Source organism: Micromonospora sp. NBC_00617 (assembly GCF_045161355.1).
Taxonomy (GTDB): Bacteria; Actinomycetota; Actinomycetes; order Mycobacteriales; family Micromonosporaceae; genus Micromonospora.
In genome coordinates, this window is record NZ_CP107751.1 from 4,927,743 (window position 1) to 4,944,178 (window position 16,436).

16 protein-coding genes and 1 pseudogene are annotated in these 16,436 nt (G+C 70.0%); 9 read left to right on the top strand and 8 right to left on the bottom strand.

Going from position 1 to position 16,436, the window contains the following annotated elements; all coding sequences use genetic code 11:
• Nucleotides 1–41 precede the first annotated feature (41 nt).
• From OG505_RS22555 to OG505_RS22565, 3 genes and pseudogenes are all read left to right on the top strand, one after another.
• A pseudogene (locus OG505_RS22555) lies at nucleotides 42–736 on the top strand (GtrA family protein).
• Between the two features lie 63 nt (nucleotides 737–799).
• On the top strand, nucleotides 800–1,516 hold the full coding sequence (locus tag OG505_RS22560; protein WP_405434642.1) for a GtrA family protein: 717 nt from the start codon (nucleotides 800–802) through the stop codon (nucleotides 1,514–1,516).
• Nucleotides 1,513–2,262 (top strand): MaoC/PaaZ C-terminal domain-containing protein, encoded by a 750-nt coding sequence (locus tag OG505_RS22565; protein WP_405427300.1) that lies wholly within the window; start codon nucleotides 1,513–1,515, stop codon nucleotides 2,260–2,262. The genes OG505_RS22560 and OG505_RS22565 overlap by 4 nt, the downstream gene beginning before the upstream one ends.
• Before the next feature lie 50 nt (nucleotides 2,263–2,312).
• On the opposite strand, the gene OG505_RS22570 is transcribed toward OG505_RS22565, so the two are convergent.
• The gene (locus OG505_RS22570; protein WP_405427302.1) at nucleotides 2,313–2,885 is read right to left on the bottom strand and encodes a PH domain-containing protein; all 573 of its coding nucleotides are present in this window, start codon (nucleotides 2,883–2,885) and stop codon (nucleotides 2,313–2,315) included.
• Between the two features lie 228 nt (nucleotides 2,886–3,113).
• On the bottom strand, nucleotides 3,114–3,989 hold the full coding sequence (locus tag OG505_RS22575; protein ID WP_405427304.1) for a biotin--[acetyl-CoA-carboxylase] ligase: 876 nt from the start codon (nucleotides 3,987–3,989) through the stop codon (nucleotides 3,114–3,116).
• Between the two features lie 85 nt (nucleotides 3,990–4,074).
• On the opposite strand from OG505_RS22575, the gene OG505_RS22580 reads away from it, so the two are divergent.
• Nucleotides 4,075–5,658 (top strand): acyl-CoA carboxylase subunit beta, encoded by a 1,584-nt coding sequence (locus OG505_RS22580; protein ID WP_405427306.1) that lies wholly within the window; start codon nucleotides 4,075–4,077, stop codon nucleotides 5,656–5,658.
• A gap of 113 nt (nucleotides 5,659–5,771) precedes the next feature.
• Here OG505_RS22580 and OG505_RS22585 read toward each other — a convergent pair whose 3' ends face one another.
• The 4 genes from OG505_RS22585 to OG505_RS22600 form a co-directional block, all read right to left on the bottom strand.
• Nucleotides 5,772–6,620 (bottom strand): hypothetical protein, encoded by an 849-nt coding sequence (locus OG505_RS22585; protein ID WP_405427308.1) that lies wholly within the window; start codon nucleotides 6,618–6,620, stop codon nucleotides 5,772–5,774.
• A complete protein-coding gene (locus tag OG505_RS22590) occupies nucleotides 6,613–7,113 on the bottom strand; it encodes a SigE family RNA polymerase sigma factor (protein ID WP_405427310.1) in 501 nt (166 codons plus the stop codon). The genes OG505_RS22585 and OG505_RS22590 overlap by 8 nt, the downstream gene beginning before the upstream one ends.
• Nucleotides 7,114–7,175: 62 nt before the next feature.
• Nucleotides 7,176–8,159: a ketopantoate reductase family protein gene (locus tag OG505_RS22595; RefSeq protein WP_405427312.1), complete on the bottom strand. Its 984-nt coding sequence runs from the start codon at nucleotides 8,157–8,159 to the stop codon at nucleotides 7,176–7,178.
• 22 nt (nucleotides 8,160–8,181) lie between these two features.
• Complete coding sequence (locus tag OG505_RS22600; protein WP_405427313.1) at nucleotides 8,182–8,925, bottom strand: M50 family metallopeptidase; 744 nt, start codon at nucleotides 8,923–8,925, stop codon at nucleotides 8,182–8,184.
• A gap of 90 nt (nucleotides 8,926–9,015) precedes the next feature.
• On the opposite strand from OG505_RS22600, the gene OG505_RS22605 reads away from it, so the two are divergent.
• Both OG505_RS22605 and OG505_RS22610 read left to right on the top strand, forming a co-directional pair.
• A complete protein-coding gene (locus tag OG505_RS22605; RefSeq protein WP_405427315.1) occupies nucleotides 9,016–9,561 on the top strand; it encodes a Uma2 family endonuclease in 546 nt (181 codons plus the stop codon).
• A 128-nt stretch (nucleotides 9,562–9,689) separates the two neighbouring features.
• Entirely contained in the window at nucleotides 9,690–10,442 is a 753-nt protein-coding gene (locus tag OG505_RS22610) for a GH25 family lysozyme (RefSeq protein ID WP_405427317.1), read from the top strand.
• A gap of 82 nt (nucleotides 10,443–10,524) precedes the next feature.
• Here OG505_RS22610 and OG505_RS22615 read toward each other — a convergent pair whose 3' ends face one another.
• Both OG505_RS22615 and OG505_RS22620 read right to left on the bottom strand, forming a co-directional pair.
• Nucleotides 10,525–10,758 carry a hypothetical protein gene (locus OG505_RS22615; protein WP_405427319.1) on the bottom strand — a complete coding sequence of 78 codons (234 nt, stop codon included), beginning with the start codon at nucleotides 10,756–10,758 and terminating at the stop codon, nucleotides 10,525–10,527.
• A gap of 87 nt (nucleotides 10,759–10,845) precedes the next feature.
• Nucleotides 10,846–12,828 (bottom strand): protein kinase domain-containing protein, encoded by a 1,983-nt coding sequence (locus OG505_RS22620; RefSeq protein WP_405427321.1) that lies wholly within the window; start codon nucleotides 12,826–12,828, stop codon nucleotides 10,846–10,848.
• Nucleotides 12,829–12,918: 90 nt separating this feature from the next.
• Between OG505_RS22620 and OG505_RS22625 the strand changes: the two genes are divergently transcribed.
• From OG505_RS22625 to OG505_RS22635, 3 genes are all read left to right on the top strand, one after another.
• Complete coding sequence (locus OG505_RS22625; RefSeq protein ID WP_405427323.1) at nucleotides 12,919–13,122, top strand: acyl-CoA carboxylase epsilon subunit; 204 nt, start codon at nucleotides 12,919–12,921, stop codon at nucleotides 13,120–13,122.
• A gap of 89 nt (nucleotides 13,123–13,211) precedes the next feature.
• Nucleotides 13,212–13,670, top strand: a complete 459-nt coding sequence (locus OG505_RS22630; protein ID WP_405427325.1) for a hypothetical protein — start codon at nucleotides 13,212–13,214, stop codon at nucleotides 13,668–13,670.
• Nucleotides 13,671–15,078: 1,408 nt separating this feature from the next.
• A complete protein-coding gene (locus tag OG505_RS22635; RefSeq protein WP_405427327.1) occupies nucleotides 15,079–16,170 on the top strand; it encodes a S8 family serine peptidase in 1,092 nt (363 codons plus the stop codon).
• Nucleotides 16,171–16,436: the final 266 nt, after the last annotated feature.

The following is a 16,436-nucleotide window of genomic DNA, read 5'->3' on the forward strand; positions in this document are numbered from 1 at the left end:
TGCGGTCGGGCCGCCAACCCGCCCGGCCGACCGGTACGGGGATTCCCGTTCCGGGGCGCGTCAGTCCTCCCCCCTGGTCACGCTGCGTTCACCTGCGGCGTACCGGGTGAAAAGGGCCGGCACGAGCGACGATGCGCGGTCGCCGTTGCTACCCCGCCGACGGGCCGACAGCCGGTAGGCTCGCCCCGTGGCCGCCACGATGACCGGGGAGCAACCGGGTCCCCGGCAGACCCGACCGGGTCTGATCCGCGGACTGCTCGACCGTTTCGGTCACCTCGTGCGCGAGCTGAGCAAGTTCGCCACCGTGGGCGGGATCGCCTTCCTCATCGACTTCGCGCTCTTCAACTACCTGACCACCGCGCAGGGCATGGAGCAGGTGACGGCGAAGACGATCTCGACCGTGATCGCGGCGACCTTCGCCTTCCTCGGCAACCGGTTCTGGACCTGGCGGCACCGCCAGCGCAGCAACCCCGCGCGGGAGTACGCGCTGTTCTTCTTCTTCAACGCCGTCGGCCTCGGCATCGCGGTGGCCTGCCTCGCGATCAGCCGGTACGGGCTCGGCAGCATCTGGCCGGGCGTGTTCCAGACACAGCTGGCCGACAACATCGCCAGCTTCGTCGTCGGCACGGGCCTCGGGACGCTGTTCCGATTCTGGTCGTACCGGCGGTTCGTCTTCGTCGAAGCGGGAACTCCGATCGTTCCGCAGGTGGAGCACGACCGAGACCACGGTGCGTGACCCGCCGCCCACCTCGTCCGGCCGGTGATCGCCGGCTTCACCGACTGCCCTAAGGTGTTTCGCATGCGTCTTGTCCGTCTGCTGCCTAAACGTTGGCAGAAGTTCATCAACGAGGCGCTCAAATTCGGCATCGTCGGCGGCGTCAACACCGTCATCAATTACGCGGTGTTCAATGTCCTTGCACTTACCGTTTTCGTCAACGGTCAGTTGAAGGCGACCGTGATCGCGACCATCGTCGCAACGATCACGTCGTATCTGATGAATCGCCACTGGACGTACCGGGATCGCCCCAAATCGGCGCTTCGTCGGGAGTACATCCTGTTCTTCGTGTTCAACGGGGCTGGCCTGCTCATCGAACTGGGCGCCGTGGCCGCGGCCAAGTACGGGCTCGGCGTGCACGGTCTGCTGGGGCTGAACGTGGCGAAGACCGCCGGTGTGCTGCTGGCCACGCTGTTCCGGTTCTGGTCGTACCGGACCTTCGTCTTCCAGCCCGTCTCCCCGGCCGAGGACGAGACCAAGGCCGAGCCCACCTGGCACGACATCCCGCGCGACGAGTGGGACACCATGGCCGAGATGGACCCGGTCGCCGAGCTGGCCGAATCCGTCTCCGAGCTGGAAGAGTCGCAGTCCAGTGACCGCCCCGACCCGACACCCGGCCCGACCGGCGCCGCTCCCGCCCAGCAACGGCCCGCACCGTTGACCGCCGGCCTCCCCGCCGATCTGGACGCGGAACTCGCCGCGGAGCTGCACGCCGGCACCCGTCGAGCGCCCCGCCGGTGACGCCTCCCGCCATCCGCTCCGGCACCGGGGCGCCCGCCGCGCTGTTCTTCGAGGATCTCGTCCCCGGGCTCACCGTGGACCTCGGGACGGTGACCGTGGACGGCGACGAGATGCTGGCCTTCGCCCGTCGCTTCGACCCGCAGTGGTACCACGTCGACCCGCAGCTGGCCGAGGCCAGTCGGCACGGCGGCGTGATCGCCAGCGGCTTCTACACGGTCAGCCTGTTCATGCGGGCGTACGTCGATCACCTGCTGTCCCGCGCGGCGGCGGACGCCTCCCCCGGTCTGGAGGAGTTGCGGTGGCTCGCCCCGGTACGCGCCGGGGACCGTCTCGCCGTCCGGGTCGACGTGATCGGCGCCCGCCCGTCGGCCGCCCGCCCCGGGCTCGGCACCGTCATCCTCACCGGCACCATGCTCCGCCTCGGCCCGGACAACCGGCCCGAGCAGGAGGTGCTGCGGACCCGCTTCCGTGGCTGGTTCGCGCTACGCCCGGTCGAGACGGCCCCCGAGGCCACACCAGGCGAGAGCGGCCCGCCGGAAAGGGACGCCGCCAAGACCCGACCGGCGGAGGAGGGAGCAGCCAAGGACGGACCGGCGGAAACCGGGCCAGCCGAGGCCGGGCCCCCGCCAGCCGAGGCCGGACGAGCGGAGATCGGGCCGTCCGAGGGCGGACGAGCGGAGGCCGGGCCGTCCGAGGCCGGACGGCCGTCAGCGTCCGCGGGGCCCGTGGCCGAACAACGCGCCTGACCGCCCCGCCCCGGCGCGTTCGGGGCCGGGACGGTCAGCGCTGAACGGAATCAGCTCGTGGTGTCGCGCAACGGCTTGCCCTCGCGCATGTCGGCGAGGATGTCGCGCATCTCCCCGTCGCCCAGCGAGTGCTTGTCGTGCTGCTCCTCGACCAGCTCGTAGAGCGTGGTCTGCACCCGGCTGACACCCGGCACGTCGACGAGCACCGACTGGCCGCGCTCGCCGGCTGACTCGATCGTGAGGGTCCCGCAGCCGAGCAGCCGCTCGAAGAAGTGCTGGTTCATCGAGTGGTCGTTGACCCGGGTGAGCGGGAGGTCCCGCCGGTCCCGGGAGAAGACGCCCTGCTGCAACAGCACGCGCTCGTTGGTGAACAGGTAGTGGGTGGTACGCCAGACCAGGAACGGCCACAGACCGAGCCAGAGGACCGCGACCAGGGCGATCACCCCGATCACGGCCAGCGCGATCGAACCACCGCTGCTCTCGGGCAGCAGGAGCACGCCGACCACCACCGCGGCGATGGCCAGCACCAGCACCACGATCGGCCGGATCAGCGCCTTCCAGTGCGGGTGCAGGTGCAGCACGACGTGCTCGTCCTTCGTGAGCACGTCTTCGGGAAACGCCACGACAACCTCCAACGCCAGTTACTCGACGCGCCGACGGTAAACCCCCCGAGCCCCACCGCAACATCCGCCACGCGGCCCCACCCCACCTTCCGCGATCTTGCATTTTCGGTCGCCGTTACGCGGCCTAAGCCGGTTTTGCCACGACAGAAACCGCAAGATCGCGGGGGCGGGGCTGGGCGGGGGCGGGGCGGGGGCGGGGCGGGGGCGGGGCGGGGCGGGGGTTGGGGTTCAGCGGAGGTGGAGCACGTCTCCTGCGGCTATCACGCGGGTTCCGGTGGGGGTGGACAGCTGGAGCTGGCCGTCGTTGTCTATGCCGGTGGCGGTGCCGGTCAGGTCGCCGCCGTTGGGCAGCAGAACGCGTACCTGTCGGCCGATCGTCGCGCAGGCCGCCACATACGCGTCGCGCAGGCCGCTGGCCACGGCGTCCCCGCCGGTGGAACGCCAGCGGTCGTACCAGTCGGCTAGGGCCCGCAGCAGGGCCCGCAGCAGCGGATCCCGGTCGGTGGCCGTCGCACCGGCCAGTTGCAGCGAGGTGGCCGGCAGCCCGGTCGGGTTTACCGGCAACTCGTCGGCGCGCAGGGTCACGTTGAGGCCGACGCCGAGGACGATGGCCGGCGGTTGGGCGAAGGAGCGCCCGGGCACCGCCTCGGCCAGCACGCCGGCGCACTTGGCGTCGCCGATGAGCAGGTCGTTGGGCCACTTGAGGGTGGCCTCCAACTCGGCCAGCCGGTCCACCGCCTCGACCAGCGCGACGCCGGCGAGCAGCGGCAGCCACCCGTACGCCGTGGACGGCACCGCGACCCAGCCGCGGTCCGGCACGGCCTCGCCGGGCCGCAGCAGCACGCTGGTGGCGATTCCGGCGCGCGGCGGTGACTGCCAGACCCGGCCGCGCCGACCACGGCCGGCGGTCTGCCGTTCCGCGACCACCACCAGGCCCTCCGGCTCGCCCGCCGCGGCGGCCTCGGCCACGTCCGCGTTGCTGGAGCCGGTCTGGGCGTGCAGCTCCAGGCGGGCCCACGGCCCGTTCGGCGCGACCAGCGCGCGCCGCAGCCGGGCCGCCGACAGCGGCGGTCGGTCCAGATCGGTGTACGGGGAACCCGGCATCCCGTCAGCCTACGGCGGTGACCGCGGGAGGTACTGAGGCGTACTGCACAGCAGCGCCGACCTGAACCATCGTTATATTCCCTGGGTGACTACCGAGACCGGGACCAACATCCACAGCACCGCGGGCAAGCTGGCGGACCTGGAGCGCCGGGTCGACGAGGCGGTGCACGCCGGGTCGGCGCGTGCGGTCGAGAAGCAGCACGCGCGGGGCAAGAAGACCGCCCGCGAGCGGATCGAGATGTTGCTCGACGAGGGCTCCTTCGTCGAGCTGGACGGGTTGGCCCGGCACCGGTCCACGGCCTTCGGGCTGGAGCGCAACCGCCCGTACGGCGACGGTGTGGTGACCGGCTACGGCACGGTGGACGGCCGGCAGGTGTGCGTCTTCGCCCAGGACTTCACGGTCTTCGGTGGTTCGCTCGGCGAGGTCTTCGGCGAGAAGATCGTCAAGGTGATGGACCTGGCCATGAAGATCGGCTGCCCGGTCGTCGGCATCAACGACTCCGGCGGCGCCCGCATCCAGGAGGGCGTGGTGTCGCTCGGCCTGTACGGGGAGATCTTCTTCCGCAACGTCCGCGCGTCCGGGGTCATCCCGCAGATCTCGCTGGTGATGGGGCCCTGCGCCGGGGGCGCGGTCTACTCCCCGGCGGTCACCGACTTCACCGTGATGGTCGACCAGACCTCGCACATGTTCATCACCGGCCCCGACGTGATCAAGACGGTGACCGGCGAGGACGTCGGCATGGAGGAGCTGGGCGGGGCCCGCACGCACAACACGCGCAGCGGCAACGCGCACTACCTCGCCACCGACGAGGACGACGCGGTCGACTACGTCAGGGCCCTGCTGTCGTACCTGCCGTCGAACAACCTCGACGAGCCGGTCGTCTTCGAGGCTCCCGCCGACCTGACGATCACCGACGAGGACCGCGAGCTGGACACGCTCGTCCCGGACTCGGCCAACCAGCCGTACGACATCCACACGGTCATCGAGCACGTCCTGGACGACGGGGAGTTCCTGGAGGTCCAGCCGCTCTACGCGCAGAACATCGTGGTCGGCTACGGCCGGGTGGAGGGCCGCCCGGTCGGCGTTGTCGCCAACCAGCCCATGCACTTCGCCGGCACCCTGGACATCGCCGCCTCGGAGAAGGCCGCCCGGTTCGTGCGCACCTGCGACGCGTTCAACATCCCGGTGCTGACCTTCGTGGACGTGCCCGGCTTCCTGCCCGGCACCGGCCAGGAGTGGGACGGCATCATCCGCCGGGGCGCCAAGCTCATCTACGCGTACGCCGAGGCGACCGTCCCGAAGGTCACCGTGATCACCCGCAAGGCGTACGGCGGGGCGTACGACGTGATGGGTTCCAAGCACCTCGGCGCGGACCTGAACTTCGCCTGGCCGACCGCGCAGATCGCCGTGATGGGCGCGCAGGGCGCGGTGAACATCCTCTACCGCTCGGAGCTGGCCGGCGCCGAGGACCCGGCGGCGGTCCGGGCCGAGAAGATCGCCGAGTACGAGGACACCCTGGCCAACCCGTACGTGGCCGCCGAGCGCGGGTACGTCGACGCGGTGATCCCGCCGCACGAGACGCGCACCCAGATCGTCCGGGCGCTGCGCGTCCTGCGCACGAAGCGCGAGACCCTGCCGCCGAAGAAGCACGGCAACATCCCGCTCTGAGGCGCTTCTCCCGCGCGACGCCCTGCCCGCTTGATCCGCGCAACTTCGGGGAAAGTGCTGCCTCCCAGCGCCGGGAGGCAGCAACATCCCCGTAGTTGTGCGATCAGGAAGGGTCAGCAGGCCGGGTTCGCTGCGGCACACATTCGGGCCGCCGCCGCCTCCGCGAGCTGGACGAGATCCGATTCGGTGCCGTCGTACCCGGGACGAAGCACCGAGACGGTGTCGCCGACCCGCACGACGGCCAGGAGGAGGGGCGTCGGCTCGTCGCTCAACGCTTGCCCGGTCTGCACGTCCCGGTCGGCGGTGAGCGAATCCCGCAGGATCGCCGCGTCATCCCCGGCGAAACCCCGCCGGGCCACCGACCACCGGTGGATCACCTCTGTCATTTGCGTGGTCCCGTTCACCTCTGCCTGCCCGACGGTCCGCCACCGGGCGCACGGGGCGACCACGTCGTCCAAGCCGACGAAGAGTTGTCTGGCCGTCTCGGGCGCCAGCCGGAAGAGATCCTGCATGAGCAGGACATCACCCTCCACGAGGTGGTCCGGGGAGTGCCTACGCATGAGGGTCTGCGAGCGGGACACGTTCGACGTCTGCCATCCGTCGGACAGTCCCTGGCTCGTCCGGCAGTAGCCGAGCGTCTCCTCCAGCCGGACCGGCTCGCCCAGCCCTGACTGGCTGAGCTGCGTGTAGACCTGCTGCTGGAGATCTGCCGGCTGCAGGAGTGCGTCGAGGGGAATCTCGTGCCGGGTCGGCGCGGCCGCCGGTAGACCGGGCGCCGGGGACTGTCCCGGGGCGGCGGTCGCCACGGCGGAGGCACCGGTGAGAGCCAACACGACGGTGGCCACCACGATCCGGCGTTGGCTGCGACGACGGGCCCGGGCGCGGATCTCCTGCGCGGCTGGCCAGCGCACGCCCTGCAACTCCCGGTGGATCTGTTCGACGAATGCCAGGTCGTCACGCATCGGCGGCCTCCTCCAGATCAGAGACGGCGAGCAGACCGGCGAGCGCGGTACGCCCCCGGGAGAGCCGGGCCTTGACCGTGCCCACCGGGGCGGCGGTCTCCCGCGCCACCTCGGCGACCGGCATACCCATCAGGTAGTACAGGGCGATGGCGGTGCGCTGCTCCTCAGGCAGTCGACGCAGCGCGGCGACCACCTCGACCGTGTCGGTGCCCGGCCCGGGAACGGTCTCGGTCGCGCCGTGACGCAGGTACGCGCGGGCGCGACTGCGCAGGCTGCGCCAGCGGCTGACCGCGATCCGGCTGGCCACCACCCGCACCCACGCCTCCGGGTCGTCGTACCCGCTGATCGTCGACCAGCGCTGCCACGCCCGGATGTACGCCTCCTGCACCGCGTCCTGGGCCTCGACCCGGTCGCCGGTGAGGGCGTAGACGAAACCGAGCAGCCGTTGTCGGCTCCCCCGGTAGAACTCGTCGAACCCGTCGACGTCCGGCACCCGCTACCTCCCCGTGTCGGTCGCAGGGAACACGCGCCGGACACGGCCGTCGGTTGCCCCGGTCAGGCGATCATCTTCTCCAGCTCGGCGAGCGGGAACGCGCCGGCCGCGATCCGCTCCCGCGTGGCCCGCCGTACCGCCCGCTGCACGGCCACGTTGGCCGGCGTCGGTACGCCGTGCAGCCGGCCGAGCAACGCGACCTCTCCGTTGAGGTGGTCCACCTCGGTCGAGCCGGCGCCCCGGGCGAGGCTCTGCCAGGTGGATCCACCGGAGCGGCTCGTGCCGTCGACCGGGCGCTGCTGCACCAGGTCGCCGCGTTCGGCCTTCTCCTCGGCCGGGGAGGTGTGCCCGATGCGCGCGGCGGCGAGCGCGGCGACGCCCTCGGCGCGTACCCGCTCGGCCAACGCGTCCGGGATGTCCTGCCCGAGCAACGCCTGGAGGCCGTTGCCGAGGTTGTTGAGCAGCTTGCCGTACTTCCAGCGCAGCACGTCCTCGCGCACCGGCGCGACGAAGCCGGCGGCGGTCAGGTCGGCGGCGATCGCCCGGTCGGTGTCGTCGGCGCCGCCCGGGTACCGGCCGATGTGGAGCATCCCGGGGTGCGGGTGCCCGTTGGCCACCACCACGCCCGGGTCGAGGTGGGTGGCGGGCAGCCAGACGCAGACCGGGTGCACGTCGGCGAAGAGCCGCAGGGCGGCCCGCTCGTTGGCCACCCCGTTCTGCGCGGTGACCAGGGGCAGCCGCTCGCCGGCCGTGCCACCACCGGCGACCGGCGCGTCCACCCAGGTCGCCAGCGCGGCCTCGGTGTCCTGCGACTTGACGGTGAGCACCAGCACCGTGTCGGCCGGCAGCGGCCGGTCGTCCGGGCCGTCCACGGCGGCGAGCCGGGCGGTCACGTCGCCGTCCGGCTGCCGCAGCGTCAGGCCGCGCTCCCGGATCGCGTCCAGGTGCGCGCCGCGCGCCACCACTGTCACGTCCCGGTCGGCCTGCGCCAGCCGTACGCCGATGGTCCCGCCGACCGCTCCCGCCCCGATGATCACGTATCGCATGGCCTCATTCTGCCCCGTAAGGTCAGAGCGTCAGGCCGGCGTCGGTGAGGATGGAGCCGGTGAGCAGAAGCGCGCCGGCGACCAGGGCGGCCAGGTTGACCAGGGCGAAGAGGACCACCCAGAAGAACGCCGGGAACGGGGTCAGTCCGGCGAGCTGGTCGGCGTCGGAGGCGGGCATCCGGCCGCGGGAGCGCAGCCGTTGCAGCTCCACCACCGGCCGCACCCCGCCCAGCAGCAGGAACCACACCCCGGTGTACGCGAACGCGGCCTGCACCTGCGGCGTGGCGTACCACGAGACGACGAGCACCAGAGCCCCGGTGACCAGCAGCGACACCACGCCGAAGGCGTTGCGGATCATGACGAGCATGGCGAGCAGCAGCACCACCGCCACCCAGAGCAGCAGCGTGATCCGGTTGCCGCCGAGCAGCCACGCGCCGGCCAACCCGACCAGCGGCGGAGCGACGTAGCCGGCGAGCAGCGTGAGGATCATGCCCGGCCCGCTGGGCCGACCGGCGGAGAGCGTCAGGCCGGAGGTGTCCGAGTGCAGCCGGATGCCGCGCAGCTTGCGGCCGGTGAGCAGGGCGACCAGCGCGTGCCCGCCCTCGTGCGCGATGGTGATGGCGTTGCGGGCGATCCGCCACGGCAGCCGGGTGGACACCACCACCAGCGCGACCGCAGCGGTGATCAACACCAGCAGCGGGGGCGGGTCCGGCTGAGCGCCGAACAGCGTGTCCCACTTCTCGCCCAGCCCGTCGATGGACATCATGGGGCGCGAGCCTACCGGCGGCGTTCCGTGTCGCTCCCGAGGCACCCGCTCGCAGGGCATGAGACTGAGCGGGGAACGAGGTGATTGCGGATGAGATCGGTACCCCTGGAACACCACATCGGCCCCTGGACCGAGGACGACTACTTTGCCCTTGGTGAGACGCCGGACCGGATCGAACTGGTCGACGGGATCCTGCTTGTGAGCCCGGTCCCGAGCAAGCGGCATCAATTGGTGTCACGTCGATTGGCAAACCACGTCGAGTGTTCCGCAGGCGGCCTCGCGGTGTTCAGAGCGGTAAACGTCAGGCTCGGGGTGGACCGGATCGCTATCCCGGACGTGGTCGTCGCGGACACCGACGACGAGGGCACGGTGGTGGAGGCCGCTGAGGTGGTCCTCGTCGGCGAGGTCCTGCCGCCCGGCAACGCCGCCGCCGACCGGCTGGTCAAGATGCAGCTCTACGCCATCGCGCGAATCCCGTGGTATCTGCTGGTCGAGCAGGACGGTGACGGTCACTCGCTGCGGCTCTATCGGCTGGACGGCGAGCACTACGTCGAGGACCAGGTCGCCAAGGCCGGCGAGACGTTGAGCATCGTCGAGCCGTTCCGTTGGCAGCTCGACCCGGCCGCCCTGCGCTGATCGTTTCCGCGCCGCAGTCCTCGGAAACCACCGACAGCCATCGATGAAAGTTTTCTCGACAACTCTTGTGATCTAGGGCAGTAACCTCCAAAGATGGTCGTCAATAGACCGCGTGCTTGGAGGCACTCATGGCCCGTACCCGATCATCGCTGCGCCGCGCGCTCGCGGCCGGCCTCACTGTCCTCGCCACCGCAGCGGCGACCCTGGTCGCGACCGCCGGCCCGGCGGCGGCGGCCACCACCGCCGGCGTCGACGTTTCCAACTACCAGGGCAGCATCAACTGGACCAGCGTCCGCAACGCGGGCATCGAGTTCGCCTTCATCAAGGCAACCGAGGGCACCAGCTACAAGGACCCGAGCTTCAACGCGAACTACGTCAACGCGTACAACGCCGGGGTGATCCGCGGGGCGTACCACTTCGCCCGGCCGAACATCTCCGCCGGCTCCACCCAGGCCAACTACCTGGCGTCCAACGGTGGCGCGTGGTCGGCGGACAGCCGCACCCTGCCGGCGGCGCTCGACATCGAGGGCAACCCGTACAGCGGCGGCTACTGCTACGGCCTCAGCACGACCGGCATGCGCAACTGGGTGCAGGACTTCCTGAACACCTACCGGTCCCGCACCGGCCGGTACGCGGTCATCTACACCACCACCAGCTGGTGGAACCAGTGCACGGGCAGCTGGACCGGCCCGTGGGCCAACCACCCGCTCTGGCTGGCCCGCTGGGCGAGCACGCCGGGCGCCCTGCCGGCCGGTGCGCCGGTGTGGAGCTTCTGGCAGTACACCAGCAGCGGCGCCGTCTCCGGGATCAGCGGCAACGTGGACCGCAACTACTGGAACGGTGACCGGAGCCGACTGATCGCGCTGGCCAACAACACCTGATCGGGCGGTTGGCGGCAGCGGGATCGACGGTCACCTCACGGTCGACAATCGGTCCGGCTGCCGCCACGCCACCGCGTACGGGTCAGGCCCGCCGTCGGCTCATCGCCGGCACCATCACCGGAGCATCCTCGCGGACCAGCGCGTCCCGCCGGCTGAGCCGCCGGACGCCCACCGCACCAACGGTGATGGCAACGACGCCCAACAGCGCGACGAATACCGGAAGCCCAACGCTGATCAGCAGCAGTGCCACATCGCCGAGTGCGACGAGCATCCACAGTGCCAGCCGGGGCCGGGCGTTCCTGTATCGGTAACCCATGTCGCACCTCCCTCCGTCGTTGGAGATCAGATACCCCGAACGACGCAAGATCATGCGAGACAGGTTCGCGAAGGTGCGGAACGCCTTTCAGTTGACCCGGTCGGGGTCGAAGCCCTTGACGACCTGGTCGAAGTTGGCGAGGTTGGCCTGCCAGTCCTTATCCGCGATCTCCCAACGGATGGCGTAACCCCGGTTGGTTGCGGTTACGAAGCCCCGGTTGCGCACGTGGATGCGGGTGTTGTTCCGGGTCTCCAACCACTCCCAGTCGGCGCAGGTCCGATACCAGTCGCAGGCCTTGATGCTGCCCACCAACTGATAGTTGCTGACCAGCCTCCGACGGTTCGGTTCCTGACCCTTCCAGTCGACGACCGCGTCCTTCTTCGGGTCGGAATTCCACTGGACCAGCATCTTGCCAGGCCCGTTGGACTGGTTGAAGACGACCGTGTCCGAGCTGGTCTGACGGCCGCTCCAGCCGGGTGGAAGCGGGATGGAGAAGGTCGGCCCCTTGTGCAGCTTCCAGCCCGCCGGCAGCGCGTTCGGGTCTGCCGACGGCGTGGCCGAGGGCGTCGCACTCGGTGCGCCAGTGGTGGGTGGAGGCGCCGCCGGAGCGGAGGATTGCGCCGGGGCCGACGACGCGACTGCCCCGGTCGTCGGGCCGGCCCCCGGGGTCTCGGTGTCGTCGCCCTTGGTCAGCATCGGCACGATCACCACGAGGCCGACCAGCAGCAGGGCCACCAGCGCCCCGATCAGCACGTTCCGGCGGGTGTTGTTCGGCTTCGTACCGTCGAACACCGGCACCGCCGCGCGCCCCGCCGGACTCACCGGGGGCATGACCGACGTGGGGGTCGGGGGTTTGCGCTGCTCCGGTGCCACCGGCGGACCGTCGACCGCCGTCGGCTCGTCGGCCTCCGCCGTACCGTCGTCGGGGTTGTCGTCGGCGGCCGCCACCGTCGCGGTCGGGTCGGCCTCTGGCGTGGCCGGGCGGTCAATCGTCGCGGTCGGCTCGGCCGGCACCGCCGCCGTCGGGTCGGCGTCGGCCGGCACGACCTCCGTCGGCGTCGCGTCGACAGCCGCCGGCCCGGTCGCAGCGGCGGCGACCGGCGGCGGGGTACGCGGCGCAGGCGGCGACACCGGACGGGCGGCGCTCTCCTCGGCGGGGCGCGGCGCCGGCACGAGCGGCGGGCGCGGCTCACGCGGACCGTTCGGCCCCGGCCGGCGTACGCCATCGAGCAGTGAGATCCCCCGCGCCCGCTTGCCTCCGGCGCGGCGCAGCAGCCGCTCCGCCACTTCGGCGGTGATCCGCTCGTTCGGGTCCTTCTGGAGCAGCCCGTTGAGCACCGGCTTGAGCGGGCCGGCGTTCTTCGGCGGCGGCATCGGCTCGGTGGCCAGCGCGGCCAGCGTGGCGATCGCGGACGGCCGCGCGTACGGCGACTTGCCCTCGACCGCCGCGTAGAGCGTCGCGCCCAGCGACCACAGGTCGGCCTCCGGACCGGCGGTGCCCTCCCGGGCCCGCTCCGGCGAGATGTACGCGGGCGAACCGAGCACCATGCCGGTGCGGGTGACGTTCGGGTCGCCGGGGATCGTGGCGAGACCGAAATCGGTCAACACCACCCGGCCGTCATCGCCCAGCAGCACGTTGCCCGGTTTGACGTCGCGGTGCATGACGCCGGCCTTGTGGGCCGCGTTCAGCGCGCCCAGCACACCCAGACCGATCTCGATGGTCTGGGCCACCGACACCGGCCCGTCCTCGGCGAGGGTGTCCTGCAGAGACTTCGACGCCACGTACTCCATGACGATCCACGGGTCGCCGTCGGTGCGCAGAACGTCGAAGATGCGTACCACGTTGACGTGGTTGAGTCGGGCGATGGCCCGCGCCTCGCGCAGCGAACGCTCCCGCATCTCGCGGCGTTCCTCGTCGGTGAGGCCCGGAGGCGGCACCAACTCCTTGATCGCGACGTCGCGGTGCAACACCTCGTCGCGCGCCTTCCACACCCGACCCATGCCGCCCTGGCCGAGCGGCGACAGAAGCCGGTATCGGTCAGCGACGAGTTGGGGAAGCGCGTTCGACATCGCTGAGACGGTACCCGGACCCGCCGACGGTCACACCGCCGGCACGCCACTGTTCGCTTCGGATGACTTCGGGCCGCGTACCCTGGCGGCATGTCTGCCGAAGAGCCGCTGTTCCGGGTCGTTCGCGGCGTGCCCACCGCCGAGGAGTTGGCCGCTCTGGTCGGTGCGATCGTCGTGCGGTCCCGCCCGGCCGCCGCCCCCGCACCGGCGACCACGTCCGCGTGGGCCCGCAGCGGTCGCCCGGCCCGCCCCGACACCTGGCGTGCCTCCGGCCTTCCTCGTCTTCCTCGCTGACCCGGGTCGCCCCGGTGGGGGCTGCCAGGATGGCGCGCAGCCGTTAACCTCACTCAGGGAAACGGTGCCGTGACGGATAGGGAGGATCGATGATCCCCGAAGAGGACCAGCCGGCGCCCTGGCTGCACAGCTACGGCGGCATCGAGGCCGACATCCGCCAGCTCCGCGAGTTCGCCGACCGGCTCGCCGCCGAGGTCGAACGCAACTACGCGCCCCACCTGTCGTACATCGCCGACGACATGTCCGCGAAGGTGCCCAACCCCTGCGACGCGTTCATCGAGCTGGTCACCTTCCTGCACGCCCACCACGAGACGCAGCAGGCCACCGCCGACATGGTGTACGCCGTCCGGGGCGCAACCGGCCACCTCGCCGCCGTCGCCGACCGGGTCGCCACCCAGTACGCCGACAGCGACGCCTTCTCCGCCGCCCGCGCCGTGGACGTCCAGCGGGCCCTCGCCGACCCCGGGACCGTTCTGCCCGGCGGCCGGACGCCGACGCTGACCGATCCCACCGGCCCCGACAGCCAGAGGCCGGTGGTCCTGCCATGATCGAACGAGGTGGCGGCCGCACCTCCGGCCAGACCGACTGGCACCTGATGGACGTCAACAGCATGTGGGCGTGCCTCCAAGACCATGACACCACCAACCACTGGAAACAGGTCGCCGGCTGGCGCAAGGTCTGCGACCTGGCCCAGATCCACCTCGGCCGACTCCAGGAGTACCGGCGCGGGCTCGCCGAAGCGTGGCCCCCGGAGACCAGCGCCGCCTCCGGCACGTACATCGCCCAACTCGACGACCTGATCGCCAAGGTGCGGCACACCCACGACGCCGCCGCCGCGAACTACACCGCGCTGTCCGCCGCCACCCAGGCCATCGGCACCACCCGCGCCGAGCTTCGCAAGATCCACGAGGAGTACGCGACCAAGCTCCAGCAGAAGCAGGCGTACGACGCCACAGCCGCCGACCCCAAAGCGATCATGGGCAACCGGGTGGTCGAGTCACCGGTGACGGACAGCGACCTGGAACGGCTGAACGTGCAGGCGCGGGCCATGATGTTCAACCTCAGTGGCGAACTCCAACAAGCCCAAGCCACCCTCCAAAAACCCCCTGCGGCGCCGAGAATCTCGAAGCAGCCAGACAACCCCGATGTCTACGGCGATCAGACAGTGCCCGTTATACCGCCGATCATGCCGGTACCTCTACCCCCTCCCAACACCAATTCGCCGAGCGCGCCTTCGCGGCCGTCGTCTACACCCTCACCCTCGTCAGGGCCCACAATCGGCCCAATATTAGGTGGCGCTACCGCTGGGAATTTCTCACCGTCCAGCATTACGCCCCCCTCCATTCAGTTACCGGGAACGGCGGGATCGCCCACCACTATCGGACTTGGTCCAATACCCACGCCACCCTCGATATCGGGATCTCTAAGGCCGTCATCAGAGCTGCGCAAGGGATCGCCTGGCTTCCCCGGAAGGCCGGTCAGCGGAGGCACCGATGCAACAAACTCCCGCCCCATTCCTCCTAGCCGCTCCGCTCCGCCCGCCGGCGGCCTAATCGGAGGGATTCCAGGCTCAGGCACCGGTTCATCCACCAACAAACCCACGCCACCTCGGAGGGTCAATCCAGTGGGCGGGGTCATTGGTGGCGGCGGTGCCGGGACCTCCCCCACTGGCGCTGCAGGCACCCGGCCAAGCGGAGGTCGCAGTTTCATTGGGAGCCACAATCTTCCACTCGGTGGGGCACCCGGAATTAGCGGAAGCACCCGATCGCAGGCCCGGCCAGACGGAAATGATTTGCCCTCGTGGGACCCTGACCACCCATGGGAAACAGAACAAGGCGTGGCACCGGTAGTCCTTCCACCGGAGGGAGAAGGGCCAATCGATCCCGGACCGGCTATTGGCTTTAACAGGTGATCGGGTCACTCCGATCCGGCGCACTTCGACTCGCTGTGGCCGCAATGTTGCTACCAGCTGGATCTGCGCCCTCACCAAAAGAAGCAGAACTTATCCGAGGCGATCAATGGCATCTGCCCTTTCTGCACGTCCCCGAAGCGCACTTGGTAAGCCAGGGTTCGGGGGTGGTCGTAGCGGTACCAGACACTGGGGTTGACGCTCACCCAGACTTGCGAGAAAACCTCCTGGAAGGCACTGACGTAATCCCAGGAGGAGAGGGCCACGGACGTCAAGATCGGGACAGCCACGGGACATCAATGGCCGGGTTAATAGCTTCGCACGGGAGAAATAATCAAGGGGCACTTGGAATCGCACCGAAGGCGAAGGTTTTACCCATCTTCGATACCCCGCCCGGCGGTAACGGCGAGCCAGACGCCTTGGCCGTTGGCATCGAGTTCGCCATTGAGAGCGGCGCAGATGTCATTAGCATTTCAGCAGTCGCCGGCGCAAGTGTGCGACTTCAGCAAGCTCTAAGAGCCGCCCAAGACGCCAACATTGTAATCGTAGCTGCTGCAGGAAATGAGCCCGCCGATACGGGCGTGCGTTATCCAGCGACCGAGGAAGGCGTAATTGCTGTTGGTGGCGTTGATCGCAACGGACAGCATGCCGCCGTTTCGGTGACCGGCCCGGAGATCGACGTGGTCGCACCAGCGGTCGATATCTACAGCACCAGCTACGGCGGAAAGTACTCGAAGGGCACGGGCACTTCGAGTGCGACGGCGATTGTGGCTGGGGCGGCGGCGTTGATCAGGTCGAAGTACCCCTACCTGCCGGCGCAGGAGGTGGCGCATCGACTTACGGCCACTGCCATCGACAAGGGTCCGCCGGGCCGGGACGATGAGTACGGGTACGGCGTGATCGATCTTGTGGCAGCGCTGACGGCAGACGTACCCCCTCTGGGGTTTGAGTCGGTGAGCGCTCCGGCCAGCGCTGGCCCGACCACGACGGCCGACGCTCGGCCTGGTGAGGGCAGTGCTGGCGCGACAGCTCGTGGTCTGGCCACTCTCGGCGTGATCGTGGCCGCTGGCGTCGGATGGGCGCTGGTGGTACGACGTCGTCGGCGTGGTGATGATCCGCCGCCCAGAATCAGTCGCTGAGCGAGCCGGAGCGCGTTGATCGACTCGGGATCCTTGAAATCGGGGTGTCCGGGCGAGCGGATACCCCGATATCCATGAAGTCGAGTCGATCACGGTGGGGTCGGCGGGTTGATCGAATTCATATCGGCGATGTGGGGCTTTCGTGGGTGGTTGATAGGCCGATATCGGCGATGTGGAGTGGATCAAGGGCACGGGTCCGCCATGGGATCAAGAGCGCGGGGCCGTGTGGGCATGACGAGCACAGCGTCGAGAGCGACGCGGGCGGG